We start from the raw sequence: 12,453 nt of genomic DNA, 5'->3' as shown, positions 1-12,453 counted from the left end.
TGACGCCCGGTGCAGGATCGTCTACCGGGCGCGGTTCAGCTCACTGGTGACTTTCGAGCGTGGGCCGCTCGCAGGGCATGTAGTCCCTCTTCTCGCCAGGCTCGGGCGGATGCCATGACTTTCGTAAAGGCGCTGGACCCGTGGATGTGCCCGAGTTGTAGGGAGAACGTTGCGGGAACTCGGTCGAGGGTGAGGCGTTCGGCGTAGCGTGCGCCGTCGTCGACGATGGGGTCGTATTCCGCCGACATTATGTGCGCCGGGGGCAGGTCGCTGAGGTTCTCGGCGAGCAGCGGTGATGCGTAGGGGTTGGTCGCGTCGGCCTCGGACGGAAGGTACAGGCGTCGGCACAGGTGCAGGGTCTGTTCGGTGAGTCCGTAGCCGGTGGCGTTTCGGCGGATGGAGGGGCTGCTGAAGGTGAAGTCGAGCGAGGGGACTTCCAGCAGTTGGAAGGCGATCGCGGGGCCGTTGTTGTCTCGGGCTTTCAGGCAGAGGGCGGCGGCGAGGTTGGCGCCGGCTGATCCTCCGCCGACGGTGATCAGGTCGGCGCGGGCACCGAGGTTCTCGATATTCTCGGCGACCCAGAGCAGCGCGGCGTAGCTGTCATTGAGAGCGGTGGGGAAGGGGTGTTCGGGGGCTTTGCGGTACTCGACGGCGACGACGATGCAGTCCGCTCCGGCGGCGCGTTCCTGGCAGAGGATGTCGATGACCATCGAGTGGATGGTGCCGCCGATCCAACCGCCGCCGTGGAAGTAGAGGTGGACGGGGTGGGGGCCGTCGCTGTCCGGGTGGAAGACGTTGAGAGTGATCTCCCCGTCCTGGACGGGGAGGGTCACGGTGCGCTTGCTTCGGACGGGTGGGGCGGGTTCGAGCAGCTGCTCGGCGAGTGCGGCGGCGCCTGCGTTCTCCTGCAAGCGGAATGCGGCGATGTCCTCGATCTCGGCGGGGACGGTCGGCATGGTCTCGAGCAGGGGAACGAGGAACGGGTCGAGCGGCATGAGTTCTTCTCCTTCGAAGAGTGGGGTTTCAGAGGCTGTCGCGCAAAGCGCGGCAGAGAGCCTCGGCGCGGTCGTCGGGGTAGCCGCCGGGGCGGATTGTCGCGTATCCGAGGGAAACACCGGATTCGGCATGCGCGAAGCCGAGCTGACCACCGGCTCCGTCGTGGCCGAAGCTGCCGGGGCCGGCCATGCCTCGGGGGGCGGAGTCGAGCATGAATCCCGTGCCCCAGCGAAGCCCCGAGTCGGGTCCGAAGAACGGCGCGCCGACCGATTGAGGGAGGCGGGCGTCGCGGGTGGTGGCGGGCTGAAGCAAGCGGATCCCGTCGACCTCGCCGATCGTCGCGGCGTAGAGGCGGGCGATGTCGTGGGCGGTGCCGACGATGTTCGCAGCGGGAATCTCGAAGCCGAGAAGGTCGGGGGTGTTCGCGGAGCCGAACAGGTTGAGGCCGTCGATGGCTCCGTTCATCCCCATCACGCGCGCCAGCATGTCGATGTTCGGGCTCTTCCACGGTGGTGCGGCGGTGTCGGGGAGTGGCTGCTCCTGCAGCGCGAAGTCCGGGTCGGTGTCGGGGTCGGTCCCGAAGGTGAGTCCGAGGCCGAGGGGGCCGGCGATGTGCTGGTGGAGCCAGTCCGCGGGGCGTAGTCCGGTGGTGCGACGGAGGACTTCACCGGCGAGCCAGCCGAAGGTGAGGGCGTGGTATGAGTGCGCGGTCCCAGGCTCCCAGAGCGGGTTCTGCCGGGCGAGGGCCTCGGTGACCGGATGCCACGCGCGCAGGTCCTCCACTGTGAGGGGCTCGTCGGGGGCGATGAGTCCGGCGCGGTGCGCGAGGAGCTGCCGGACGGTCAGTGCGCTCTTGCCGTGGTCGGCGAATTCCGGCCAGTAGGTGGCGACCGGTTCATCGAGGGTGAGATGGCCCGCTTCGACGGCCATGAGCAGGCAGATGGTGGTGACGCCTTTGCTGACGGAGAAGAGGATGCTGCGGGTGTTGGCCGTCCACGGTCCGTGGCGGAAGGTGCCGCCGTGGAGGTCGACGACGGGGACGCCGTGGAGATAGACGGTGCAGGCAGCCCCGGTGTCGCCGCGTTCGGTGAAGTTCTGAGTGAACGCGTCGGCGACGCGTTGGAATCCGGGTTCGACGTGTCCGTGGATGGTGGGGGCGGAAGTGCTCATGGGTGGCGTGGAGGCCTTCTGGGTGGGGGTGGTCATGATGCTGAGGACGAAGTGGCGGCGGTGATGTCGATGCTCTCGGTCTCGTGGTGGAACTCGTTGATGAGGCGTCCGCTGCGCACCCCGAACCAGCCGACGGCGATCCCGGCGGCGGCGAGGACGGAGAGGGCGATCAGGAAGCCGTTGATTGAGCTCGAGAGAAGGAACGGCACGGGGACCAGGAGCAGTGCTGGCACCAAGCGGGCGATGGCGAAGATGACGCCTTGGCCGGTGGAGCGGAGCATGGTCGGGAACGCCTCGTTCACCCACACGCGGAAGATGGGCTCTCCGCAAAAAACGGTGCCCATGCCGGAAACGAGCACCGTGGTGACGAGCGTGGCCAGGTTCATCCCGAGGATGACGGGAATGAGGTATGCCGCGACGTAGAGGATTCCGCCGAGGATGAAGAAGGTGAGGCGGAAACGGGTGTCGACCACTCGCATGAAGATGACCTGCACGATGATCGCGAGCGGTACGAGGAACAGCACGAACACGGAGAATTCGGACACGGGAGTGCCGGTGAAGTTCGCTCCGATGTAGGCCGCGTAGGAGCCAAAGAGCGTGATCGGGATGCTCACCAGCGTGAAAAACCCGACGAGGATGAGGAACGGGAAGCGCAGCGGGGGCGTGATGAGGTCCCGCAGCTTCGAGCGGTCAGCGCGCACGGTGTGCACGCCCTGTGACTGTTCCAGGCGAGCAGCTCGCCAGCTGGTGGATTCGGGGATCGTAATCCGCAGCGCGAGGACGATGACCGCGACGACGGCGATGAGACCGAAGATGGCCTGCGCGGCGAAGATCCCGGTCCCGCCGGTGAAGGTGGCGACGAGCACGACGGCGCCGATGCCGACCCCGGCGAGGAGGTTGGACATCACGAGGATCTTGCCGCGGTTCTGATCTGTCGCCGCTTCGGCGATGGTCGCGAGGGAGACGGGGATATCTGCCCCGATCGCTACACCGAGGACACCCAGACCCAGCAGCAGCAGCGGGAACGCGGTGGCCACGATCGGGACCGATGCGCCGAGGGCGATGAAGATCATCGTGACCACGAACACCCGACGCCGCCCGAAGCGGTCGCCAAGGCGACCGCCGATCAGAGCGCCGACCGCCACCCCGAAGGTGAGTGCGCTGGTGAGCACCCCGATCTGCCCGGGGGTGAGACCGATCGTCTGCTGGAGGATCACCAACGCGAAACCGACACCGTTCAGGGCCGCGCCATCGACGAAGGACGCCATGCCGGCCACTGTCCCCACCCACCAGGCGTTCACCGCGCGAGGGGGCGCCGGAATCGCTTCTGTCATGACCTTCTCCTTCGAAGACATCGAGGCCAGGCCTCGTCGTGGGTACCGGCGAATCCGGCTGCGGCTGACAGTAGATCAAAATTGTCCAGGATGGCAAGCATTCGAGGCGGCAATTATTCGGTTTGGCAAATGTTCGTGCGAGGATGAGGTGCAGGGCGCGGGTCTCGCGGATCGAAGGAGAGCAGATGGCGCCGGAGGCAACGGAACAGCCGGCCGTGTCGAAGCGGCGCGGACGATACGCGAACGGACTGCAGCGGCGAGACCTGTTCATCGACCGTGCGTTCGAGATATTCGCGACGCACGGCTTCCAGCGCCTGTCGTTGCGGAAGATCGCAGAGGAGCTCGGGGTCAGTCACGCCGCCCTCAGCTACCACTTCCCCTCTAAGGAGGACCTGCTGCAGGCCGTCTTCGACCGTCAGGCGGAGCGGGACCGGCCCCTACTGGAGCGGTCGCTCTCCGAGCGGGGCTTGCTGGCTGCACTCCCGGAGCTCGTGCGACAGAACGAGGATTTTCCGGGATTGATCCAGCTCGACGCCACCATGCAGGCGGAGGCAATTCGGAAGGACCACCCGGGGCACGACTTCACCCACCACCGGATCGATCTGTTCAATGCCGACGTTCGTCGGGAGCTTGAGCGTGAGCAGGAAAAGGGTCGTCTGCGCGCGGACCTGGACCTCGACCTCACCGCGCGTCAACTCACCGCCATGGCGCGCGGGCTCCAGATGCAGTGGCTCTATGACCCCACGGTCGACGTCGCCGCGCACCTCGATGGGTTCCTAGCGTTCCTGCGCGCCTGAGCGCATGAGCGCATGAGCGCATGAGCGCACGATGCCTCGAGGGCGTCGCGACCTTGCGATCAGTCCGAAGACCGGCTGCTTCTCCTGACCGCATCGATAGCGCCTGAGAGGGCATCGTGGATCAGTTTCAGGGTTTCATCGTCCTCGCGGTGTGCTCCGACGAGCAGCTCCACCCGCACGACGATCCCCGCAACGATGCCCAAGGTGATCTGCACCCCCGGGTGATCCGGCGGGACGTCGAGGTCTTCCGCAATCGCGTCGGCCGCGATGGCGAGGAGGGGAGGGGAATCCTCTGGTCCGGACCCCTGCAGCACCGGATTCCGCTCAAGCATGGCGGCTCTGAGCCGCCACTCCTGCTCCGGAACAAAAGCCGGCTCTTCGCGGAGCCACTGAACGACACGATCGACGATCGACTCGCCCTCGTCACGTGAGCGCAACGCGAGGATCAAGCGATCAGCCGCCGCGGACGAGGACGCCGTGGCGATGTGGAGCTTCGTCGGGAAGTACGCCGACACAGACCGGGTCGACACCTCCGCCTCCTCAGCGATCTGCGCCACTGTCGTCGCGTCGTAGCCCTGTTCGGCGAACAGCCGCATGCCGGCAAGGAGAACAGCACGGTACCGGCGCTCCTTCGAGCGCTCCCTCAGCGAAGTTGCAGCCATACGCCGACCTTACCTCTTCTGTACTTCTGCACTGAAGCGTATAGTTGCAGTCAACCGCAATTTTGGAGGACTCATGGTCGACCCGACCCTCGCCCGAATCGAACGCCCCCGCTGGACTCGTTGGGCGCTGCTCACCAGTGGCCTTTACGTGCTCCTCGTTGCCTGGGCCGAGCCGTTCTTCGTCCGTTACCCCCCCGCGGGAGCCTTGCTCCTCGTGGGCTTGCTGGCCGCAGGTGTGGCCTGGCGCCGCCCGGGGGGCAGCAAGGCGGCCTGGGTGACGATCCTCTCGGCGATCATCAGCGCCAGCGCGCAGATCGCGTGGCTGGTGACCGCCTGGTACCCCGCGTGGGCAGTGGCCCTGGGGGTTGCACTGGTGGTTGCCTTCTCGTGCTTCGCCGGTTTCTGGAAGCTGAGCAGGACGCGTCGCCGCGCCCTCGGGCAGGAGCGTGCCACTGCGTCTACTCGATCCCTTCTCACCATCCTGCGGAGCGTCGTGAGCACCCTTCTCGTCGTCATCGCCGCGGTCACCTCCGCTGTCGTGCTCCTGGTTGCCGCGGCACCCGCGGCGGTGGCCATCCCTATCCAAGCCGCCGCCGGTCAGACACCATCGTTCCAACCCCGAGGACCCGAGGGAGCTGTCAGCGTGACAGCGAACGGAGATGGGCTCACGAGCGACGTCCGATACGGCGATGAGTACCCCAGCAGCTTTCTCGACATCTACATCGCCGATGACGACGCATCGGTCAAGCGGCCCACTTACATCTACATCCACGGTGGCGGCTGGATCGGTGGGACTAAGTCCGACGGCGACCCGAACGCACCCGGTGGCGGTTTTGCCGTCACCACAGACCCCGTCCTCGACGGTGGGTTCAACTTCGTCAGCCTCGATTACGGCCTTGCCCCGACCGTCAAGTACCCCACACCGGTGAAACAAGTTTCGCAGGCAGTCTCCTTCCTTCAGCAAAATGCCGAGCAGTACGGCCTGAACATGTCCGACGTCGTCATCGGAGGTGGAAGCGCCGGCGGCCAGCTCGCCGGCCAGTTCGCGAACATCCAGACCAACCCGACCTATGCCGCGAGTATCGGAGTGGAACCTGTCATAGGTGACGCTCTACGAGCAGTCATGCTCGACAGTCCTGCGCTCGAGCTGGAGAAGACAGGCGAGACGCAGACGCCGCAACCGGTGAAGGACCTCATCTTCGGACTGTCTGCACGCAGCTACGTGGGCACCTCCGCGGCCCTGATTGAGGAAGCATCCGTCACCAACCACGTGACCGCAGACTTCCCCGCCACGTTCATCGCGGACGGGAACACCGGCACGTTCCCGGATCAGGCCGAGAACCTGCACGAACGCCTCGACCAGCTCGGAGTGACGAACGCCGTCGACGTTCCGCCGGCGAGCTCGGCGATTCTGGGCCACGGCTACATGGCGATGCCGGGCAAATGGACCGACACGTACAACGAGAAAAAGCTCGCGTTCTTGTCAGCACTCGGTCTTTGACCACTCACCTCACGCCGCCGTGCATCCGATGCTGGTGGGATGCCCCGGTCCGATACCGGGGCTTCCCACGAGGGGATCCCCTAATGGGCAGGCCACAGAAGTGGGTTGCCATCGCTCCTCGCCCGCAAAGGGGCAAGGAACAGCCGGCGCCGTTGCCGCCTCAGCAGACCATCGTCTGCGTGAAGCTAACGGGCGCATAGGCTCAACGCATGTCGGGGACCGATTCCATTCTTCTTGCCCTCGCTGCAGGCGCAGTAGCCGGTCTCCTTCTGGGCGTGGTCGGAATTGTGAAGACTGTCCGTCACCATGGATGGGGCAAGCAGACGTGGGCACCTCCCGCGAGGCCATGGCTTGGCGCGAGTGCTGTCGTGCTCATCGTGACCTTGGGCTGCGGCGTCCTTTGGGCTGCATCGAACTAGCTCAACGAGGTTGCTCTGCCGCCCACGGTGCAAGTACCGACTACGGCGCCCCGGTGACCGATCGGCTATCGGGACACAGGAGACGGCGCGAGGCCGATCTACGCTCTGAGCATGAGCGCACGAGGGATCGCTTTCTTCGACATCGACGGCACGTTGGTTCGGTCCATGTCGAGTAGCAGCTTCCTTGCCGAGCGGCTCGGCCACCAGCACGAGCTCGACGCTGCCGAGGAGCACTACGCCTCGGGCAAGGCGACCAACGAAGAAGTCAGCGTCATCGACGCCGCAGGATGGCGCGGTATTCAGGCTCGGACCGTCGCCGAGTGGCTCGTCGATCTTCCACTGATCGCTGGCGTCGACGCTGTGGTCGCCTGGTGCATCGAGCGCGATGTCGAGCCAGTGCTTGCATCCCTTGCGTGGCAGCCCGTGAGTGAGGCGATCGCGAAGCGCCACGGCTTCACCGTGAACGGCGGCCCGCGAGTGCACGTCGTCGGCACCGTCTATGACGGCACCGTGGCGGAACACTTTGACGAGTACGACAAACGTGACCGCGCCCTCGAGCTCGCAGCCAAACGTGGTGTCTCGACTGACCAGTGCTGCGCCATCGGAGACAGTCGCTCAGACATCCCCCTGTTCGACACGCTGCCGGCCTCACTAGCTCTGAACGCCGGCTTGGCGGCACGGGCTGCTGCGACCGCCGCCGCCGATACCGATGATCTACGCGACGTTCTTCCCTGGCTCGCAGCGTGGGAGCGCACCCTCCCCTGAGTGCGGTCGACCATCCCCTGTCGGAACATCGTGTTCAGGGCGGACGTGGCAGGGACATCGAGCCGCGAACTGGGCACTGTCGGGTAGATGTCGCCTGCTTGTCGGGGCCCTGACATGGACCCGTTCAAGCGCCCTTCATACTGTGGACAGCATGAGCGAGACACGAATACTTGAACTACGAACTCAACGAGGGTGGACTCAGGAGCGCCTTGCAGAGGTCAGCGGGGTGACCGTTCGCACTCTCCAACGACTCGAGGCGGGGAACGACGTCAGCCTCGACACGCTCTCCCGGCTGGGTAAGGCATCGGGTGTGCCGGTGCGAGACCTCTTCATGGAAGCCCCCGAGAGCGAGTACGGAAAAGCCGTGTCCGCACTGAGCGAGACCGAGGCGAGAAGCTTCTCGGATGCGGCGCGAATCGCCTGGCGCCATATAGCCCTCGCCGTGGCACTGTTCGTCACGTCACCCATCCCCGTGGTGCTGCTGATCGCCGGGGCAGACGCAGGCGTCATCCCGACGAGTGTGGAAGTCGCCATAGCTATCGGCCTAGGTGCTCTTTTCTTGGTCGCCGCAGCCGGGGCAGTCCACCTCGTTCGGGCGTCGAGCACGTTCTCGCCATTTCCGCTGATCCGCCAGAAGCGTCTGAGTTCCAGTTTCGGAGCCCAGCAGTGGGCAGAAAGCCTCGAAGAGACCAACGGACGTCAGCGAGGCACCTCTCTAGCCGTGGCCGTGGGACTCTGGCTGATATCGCCGCTCCCGGTCATCGTCGCAGCGCTCCTCGAACCGTCGCAGTGGCAAGGGCTCTGGATAGCAGGCGGCGTAACCTTCTTCCTCCTCGTCGTCGCCGCAGGGACGTTCGCCGTTCTGCAGGCGGCATGGTCCCGTTACGCCGCAGAGAAGCTGACCGCATCCGCGGCATAGCGCCCTGCCCTCTGGACGATCCCCAAACTGAACGGCTCGGGCGTGCTCGCTTCGGTTGCGTAGGCGGCCGTGAGGGTCGATAAGCCCGATTGGTACTCGGGCGCCATGCTGGTCATCACCGGGGAGGACGCGTCTACGAGGAGGCGGTGTGAGGGCAGTGGGATGCGAGCCGTCCGAGATCCCCGCCTTCGATTCCTGCCCTGGTCCGTACTCGTGGTGGCGTGGATCGGTTCGATCGTTGTCGAACAAGTGCTGTTCGGCGACTCGATTGGCTGCGAGCTCTCTCCAGGTACATCGGTCTTCGGAGACGCTGGATGGAGCTGGTTTCCCCTCGGGCGCACCTGCACTTGGCTGATCGACGGCGTCACTGTGATCGACCATCCGTCGCTGATGGAACTGCTCATCCCTGCGACGCTGCTCGTCTGGTTGGTCGCTCTTTTGCGAGCACCGGGTACCCCGCGAGTGTCCGCGTAAGCCATCGTCTACCGGGACATCTGCGGGGTGTAGCTAGCTAGCTGAGGCTGCCGACGGGATCAGTGCCCGACAGTGACCTTGATCACCGTGATCAGGGCACCAAGTGCAGCCAAGGTCAGGCCGGCGAGGACCGTACGTCGTGAACTCGGCACACCGCGGTACCGCGCGACGAGGGCTCCGATGAGGCCGAGACGGATCACGAGGTAGAGCCCCGCGATCCCCTGAGCCCAGACGCCTGGGATGCTCGACCAGGCGGTGAAGGCCAGCAGCAACACGGGAAGGATCGCGGCCGAGAGCACGGGCACGGAGTCTCGAAGCTCGGCCACGAGCTGACTGGTGGTGAGCCGGTGCGGGGAGCGAAGTCGACGCCCTATGCCGTCAGCGACGGCGTGAGCCAGGAACGTCGACGCCGCCACCCCCGCCACGACCAGGGCAGCGTGCCCGGAGGTCATCGCGTCTTGGCTGAGGGAGGCAAGGGCGGCCAGAACGACCATGTTCCCGTAGACGTAGGCGCTGATCCGGGCCGCAGCGTCCTCAGGGCTGAGAACAGCTCCGGTCCGGACGTCCCGCAGTGCCGGGGCTGTCGCGGCCCGCGGAATGGTCAGTAGTTCGGAAGTCATGTCCGGGCCGCCACGGGTCAGGACGACGAGTTGCTGCTGGTCGAGCCGGAGTCGTCGGTGGACGTGTCGTCGTCTGTGGCGGGAGGTGTCGCGCTGTCAGGAGCGGTGCCCATGTCGGGCGGTCCGCCGTTGCCGAAGTCCGGGCGCGTGCCGTTGCGATCGAAGCCGCCCTGCTCGGTGCTGCTGCTGTTGCCGGTGAAGACAGTCGTGCCGAGGGCGATGCCAGCACCTCCTCCGATGAGGAGGCCGACCACCAGTGCAGCCGCGCTGACGATGGCCAGGACTCGGCGGGAGAACGACCTGTTGGGTGCGACAGCCGGTGCGGGGGACGCCTCGGCAGCCGTCGCGGGGGCGGGCGCGGTCGAGGGGTCGACGGGCGGACCGGCCGGCGGGAACGGGCCGGCGTTCTGCGGCTGGTTGGGGTCGTGGTTCGTCATGGGTTCGCCTTCTCCTTCATGGACTGGGTGCGGTCGGGGGCTTGTTCGCCCCGGGCGGGAAGGCCACCGCTCGTGAGCTGGTGGCCTTCTCGTGGTGTGTGGCGGCTAGTTGCCGTCGGGGCCGCCGCCGGCGGGAGCGCCGCCGCCGCCGCCCATGCCGCCGGTGGCCGCCTGCTGCTCGACGCTGTTCGCGTAGTCGTCGGTCGGGTCGCGGTAGATCGTGTGGACGTGGCCCCAGCCGGAGGTGGAGACGCCGTCGACGTCGGCGCCGGCGGAGCCCTGCTGGGCCTGGAACCCGACGTAGACGTTCGGCCCGGAGATCGAGAAGTTGATGCCGTCGCCCTGGGTCATGTCGTAGGTCGTCTCACCGGACCACGCGACCACGGTGTCGTCGAGGGTCGCCTCGATCTCGGCACGGGTGGTCGCGGCGCTCTCCTCGTCAGCCATGCCCGACCAGTTCGCGATCAGGTCGAGCAGCAGCTCGCGCTGCTCCTCGGTGAGGTCGGCTCCGGTCAGACCAGCCCCGGTGCTGAAGTCGCAGGTGTCCCCGGGGGCGCACATCGTTACGTCTCCCGAGGTCAGGGTCTCCTGCTGCTCGGCCGTGAGGGAGTCGTAGAACGCGAACGCGTCGGTGTAGATCCCGTCGAAGGCCTGCACCTCGGTGCCGTCGTCGGTGGTCCAGTCCGCGGGCTGCACGCCGAGGTGGGTCGGGGCGAAGGTGATCGCGTCGGCGGTGCCGTCGAGGGTGGCGTTGATGCCGAGGTGGTGGCCGCCGAACTGGACCTCGTAGGCGCTGGTGTCGGTGGCGTCGCCGAAGAGGGCGATGTAGTACTGGCCGAGCGAGGACTCGGTGGTGCTGCTGTTCTCGACGAGGTACTGGTCGCTGGCGATGATGTTCGACACGGTCTCGTAGGCGTCGTCGCTGAGCAGCGCCTCCAGCACCTGGAGGGCGGCGACCTGCTGCTCCTCGGTCAAATCAGCGACGTTCAGCCCGGCCCTGTCGACGAAGGTGACGGGGAAGTTCGACCACGAGGTCGTCTTGGTCTCGTCGTCGTAGTCGTAGGTGACCGCTTCCTTCTGCTCGTCGGTGAGTGTGGCGAGGAACGCCTGGACGGCCTCGGTGGTGTTCGTGATCGTCTCGGCTGTCGTGCTCGAGTCCGATTCCGTGACCTCGGTCGCGGCCTCAGCGACCGTGAGGTCGCCGGTCGCGCTGCTCGAGGTGGTGGCGCCGGAGCCGGTCGTGGCGGAGGAGCTGGTGGTGCTGGCGGCGCAGCCGCTGAGCAGGAGGCCCCCGACCAGGAACACGGTCGTTCCGAGGAGGATCTGGCGGCGGCGCGGGCGCTTGTTCGTGTCCGTGGTCTTCGTCATGTGGGCAAAGCTAAGGACCTCGGCTTGGTCAATCCGATGAGAAATCTATGAGCTGGTTATGAGGGCCAGATCGGTTTCAGGTGTCGTAAGACCGTCCGATAGACGATCGTCTATCGGACACCTAAGCCGCACCGTGCTTGCAGAAGCGCTCGGCACATAAGAGTCCTGGGCACGTTGGGTAGCTCCCAGGTCGAGCCGCAGTTGATGGCCAGGCAAGACCACGGTTCTGTGCCCAGACAGCCAGGGCCGCGAATGCGCCACGGCTCTCCAGTGAACCCTGGCTATCGGCCCGACCGTACGAAGATGGCCACTAGTCCGACGACGAGACCACTGATACCGAGGCCCAGCCCGGCGAGGTAGAGAAAGATCAGTCCGAAGTCGACGCCGGTGCCATCTGGCGTCAACGGCACCAGCACACCTTCCAGCACCACCATGATGAAGCCGAGGGCGCAGAGGATAAAGGCAAGGGTCAAGGCCTTGGGTCGCTTAGTCACGGTGTACTTCCTACTGAGGCGCGGCTTTAGCGCGTCGATCCATCACGACGAACGTAGGGCACGGAGGAACCTGGGCTTGACCGCCTCGAGTACGATCCAGGTAACGAGATGTGCCGCACCATCATCCACGGACTCCCTCGCCTGGCGTCGCGGCACGCGCCAGCTCGCACCATGAGCCGATCGGCTATCGAGACGGCCAGGCAGCCGACCTCAGTCTGCCGAGACGTTTGACTGACCCATAACGCCGTTCATCGGTACAAGGAATGCGTGACTGCATTACTCGTCGCCGCCGACGTTGGCCTTCGTGCGGGTGCCGAGCCAGCAGACAGCCACGGTGACCACCAGAGCGGCTAGGTAGCGCACGACGTTGTGGACATCAGTCGTCATGGCGAGCGCAACGTTGACCCCGAGGCCAAGACAGACCGCCACGACGGTGACGACGCGTCGACGCGCTTTCGAGATCATCTGACGATCCTAGAGGTGGGCTAGGTCCCATC

13 protein-coding genes are annotated in these 12,453 nt (G+C 66.0%); 4 read left to right on the top strand and 9 right to left on the bottom strand.

Annotated features, from left to right (window positions below; genetic code table 11):
• Nucleotides 1–35 precede the first annotated feature (35 nt).
• From ASF89_RS02215 to ASF89_RS02205, 3 genes are all read right to left on the bottom strand, one after another.
• Nucleotides 36–956: an alpha/beta hydrolase gene (locus ASF89_RS02215; RefSeq protein ID WP_235483954.1), complete on the bottom strand. Its 921-nt coding sequence runs from the start codon at nucleotides 954–956 to the stop codon at nucleotides 36–38.
• 67 nt (nucleotides 957–1,023) lie between these two features.
• Nucleotides 1,024–2,166, bottom strand: coding sequence for a serine hydrolase (locus ASF89_RS02210; protein WP_055811690.1), 1,143 nt, complete (start codon nucleotides 2,164–2,166; stop codon nucleotides 1,024–1,026).
• Nucleotides 2,167–2,198: 32 nt separating this feature from the next.
• On the bottom strand, nucleotides 2,199–3,500 hold the full coding sequence (locus tag ASF89_RS02205) for an MFS transporter (RefSeq protein WP_162240677.1): 1,302 nt from the start codon (nucleotides 3,498–3,500) through the stop codon (nucleotides 2,199–2,201).
• 185 nt (nucleotides 3,501–3,685) lie between these two features.
• Here ASF89_RS02205 and ASF89_RS02200 point away from each other — a divergent pair, with 185 nt between their 5' ends.
• Nucleotides 3,686–4,297, top strand: coding sequence for a TetR/AcrR family transcriptional regulator (locus ASF89_RS02200; RefSeq protein WP_055811684.1), 612 nt, complete (start codon nucleotides 3,686–3,688; stop codon nucleotides 4,295–4,297).
• Nucleotides 4,298–4,356: 59 nt separating this feature from the next.
• Here ASF89_RS02200 and ASF89_RS15920 read toward each other — a convergent pair whose 3' ends face one another.
• A complete protein-coding gene (locus ASF89_RS15920; protein WP_082489819.1) occupies nucleotides 4,357–4,959 on the bottom strand; it encodes a TetR/AcrR family transcriptional regulator in 603 nt (200 codons plus the stop codon).
• 73 nt (nucleotides 4,960–5,032) lie between these two features.
• Here ASF89_RS15920 and ASF89_RS02190 point away from each other — a divergent pair, with 73 nt between their 5' ends.
• From ASF89_RS02190 to ASF89_RS02180, 3 genes are all read left to right on the top strand, one after another.
• On the top strand, nucleotides 5,033–6,460 hold the full coding sequence (locus tag ASF89_RS02190) for an alpha/beta hydrolase (protein WP_055811676.1): 1,428 nt from the start codon (nucleotides 5,033–5,035) through the stop codon (nucleotides 6,458–6,460).
• A gap of 530 nt (nucleotides 6,461–6,990) precedes the next feature.
• Nucleotides 6,991–7,644, top strand: a complete 654-nt coding sequence (locus ASF89_RS02185; RefSeq protein WP_055811673.1) for an HAD family phosphatase — start codon at nucleotides 6,991–6,993, stop codon at nucleotides 7,642–7,644.
• 151 nt (nucleotides 7,645–7,795) lie between these two features.
• Nucleotides 7,796–8,563 carry a helix-turn-helix domain-containing protein gene (locus ASF89_RS02180; RefSeq protein WP_082489818.1) on the top strand — a complete coding sequence of 256 codons (768 nt, stop codon included), beginning with the start codon at nucleotides 7,796–7,798 and terminating at the stop codon, nucleotides 8,561–8,563.
• A gap of 533 nt (nucleotides 8,564–9,096) precedes the next feature.
• Here ASF89_RS02180 and ASF89_RS02170 read toward each other — a convergent pair.
• The 5 genes from ASF89_RS02170 to ASF89_RS02150 form a co-directional block, all read right to left on the bottom strand.
• Nucleotides 9,097–9,489 (bottom strand): hypothetical protein, encoded by a 393-nt coding sequence (locus tag ASF89_RS02170; RefSeq protein WP_235483953.1) that lies wholly within the window; start codon nucleotides 9,487–9,489, stop codon nucleotides 9,097–9,099.
• A gap of 185 nt (nucleotides 9,490–9,674) precedes the next feature.
• Nucleotides 9,675–10,094, bottom strand: a complete 420-nt coding sequence (locus ASF89_RS02165; protein ID WP_055811663.1) for a hypothetical protein — start codon at nucleotides 10,092–10,094, stop codon at nucleotides 9,675–9,677.
• Between the two features lie 105 nt (nucleotides 10,095–10,199).
• Nucleotides 10,200–11,462: a DUF3500 domain-containing protein gene (locus tag ASF89_RS02160; protein ID WP_055811661.1), complete on the bottom strand. Its 1,263-nt coding sequence runs from the start codon at nucleotides 11,460–11,462 to the stop codon at nucleotides 10,200–10,202.
• 281 nt (nucleotides 11,463–11,743) lie between these two features.
• Nucleotides 11,744–11,956, bottom strand: a complete 213-nt coding sequence (locus ASF89_RS02155; protein WP_055811657.1) for a hypothetical protein — start codon at nucleotides 11,954–11,956, stop codon at nucleotides 11,744–11,746.
• Between the two features lie 276 nt (nucleotides 11,957–12,232).
• Nucleotides 12,233–12,421: a hypothetical protein gene (locus tag ASF89_RS02150; RefSeq protein WP_055811654.1), complete on the bottom strand. Its 189-nt coding sequence runs from the start codon at nucleotides 12,419–12,421 to the stop codon at nucleotides 12,233–12,235.
• Nucleotides 12,422–12,453 lie beyond the last annotated feature (32 nt).

The organism is Frigoribacterium sp. Leaf172, from assembly GCF_001424285.1.
In the GTDB taxonomy this organism is placed as follows: domain Bacteria; phylum Actinomycetota; class Actinomycetes; order Actinomycetales; family Microbacteriaceae; genus Frigoribacterium.
Note: the sequence above shows the minus strand (reverse complement) of the source record. Positions and strands in the feature narration are given on the sequence as shown.

Coding starts and splice junctions, on each gene's coding strand:
- ASF89_RS02215 (WP_235483954.1), bottom strand. CDS start 956: ATGCCGACCGTCCCCGCCGAGATCGAGGACATCGCCGCATTCCGCTTG.
- ASF89_RS02210 (WP_055811690.1), bottom strand. CDS start 2,166: ATGAGCACTTCCGCCCCCACCATCCACGGACACGTCGAACCCGGATTC.
- ASF89_RS02205 (WP_162240677.1), bottom strand. CDS start 3,500: ATGACAGAAGCGATTCCGGCGCCCCCTCGCGCGGTGAACGCCTGGTGG.
- ASF89_RS02200 (WP_055811684.1), top strand. CDS start 3,686: ATGGCGCCGGAGGCAACGGAACAGCCGGCCGTGTCGAAGCGGCGCGGA.
- ASF89_RS15920 (WP_082489819.1), bottom strand. CDS start 4,959: ATGGCTGCAACTTCGCTGAGGGAGCGCTCGAAGGAGCGCCGGTACCGT.
- ASF89_RS02190 (WP_055811676.1), top strand. CDS start 5,033: ATGGTCGACCCGACCCTCGCCCGAATCGAACGCCCCCGCTGGACTCGT.
- ASF89_RS02185 (WP_055811673.1), top strand. CDS start 6,991: ATGAGCGCACGAGGGATCGCTTTCTTCGACATCGACGGCACGTTGGTT.
- ASF89_RS02180 (WP_082489818.1), top strand. CDS start 7,796: ATGAGCGAGACACGAATACTTGAACTACGAACTCAACGAGGGTGGACT.
- ASF89_RS02170 (WP_235483953.1), bottom strand. CDS start 9,489: ATGACCTCCGGGCACGCTGCCCTGGTCGTGGCGGGGGTGGCGGCGTCG.
- ASF89_RS02165 (WP_055811663.1), bottom strand. CDS start 10,094: ATGACGAACCACGACCCCAACCAGCCGCAGAACGCCGGCCCGTTCCCG.
- ASF89_RS02160 (WP_055811661.1), bottom strand. CDS start 11,462: ATGACGAAGACCACGGACACGAACAAGCGCCCGCGCCGCCGCCAGATC.
- ASF89_RS02150 (WP_055811654.1), bottom strand. CDS start 12,421: ATGATCTCGAAAGCGCGTCGACGCGTCGTCACCGTCGTGGCGGTCTGT.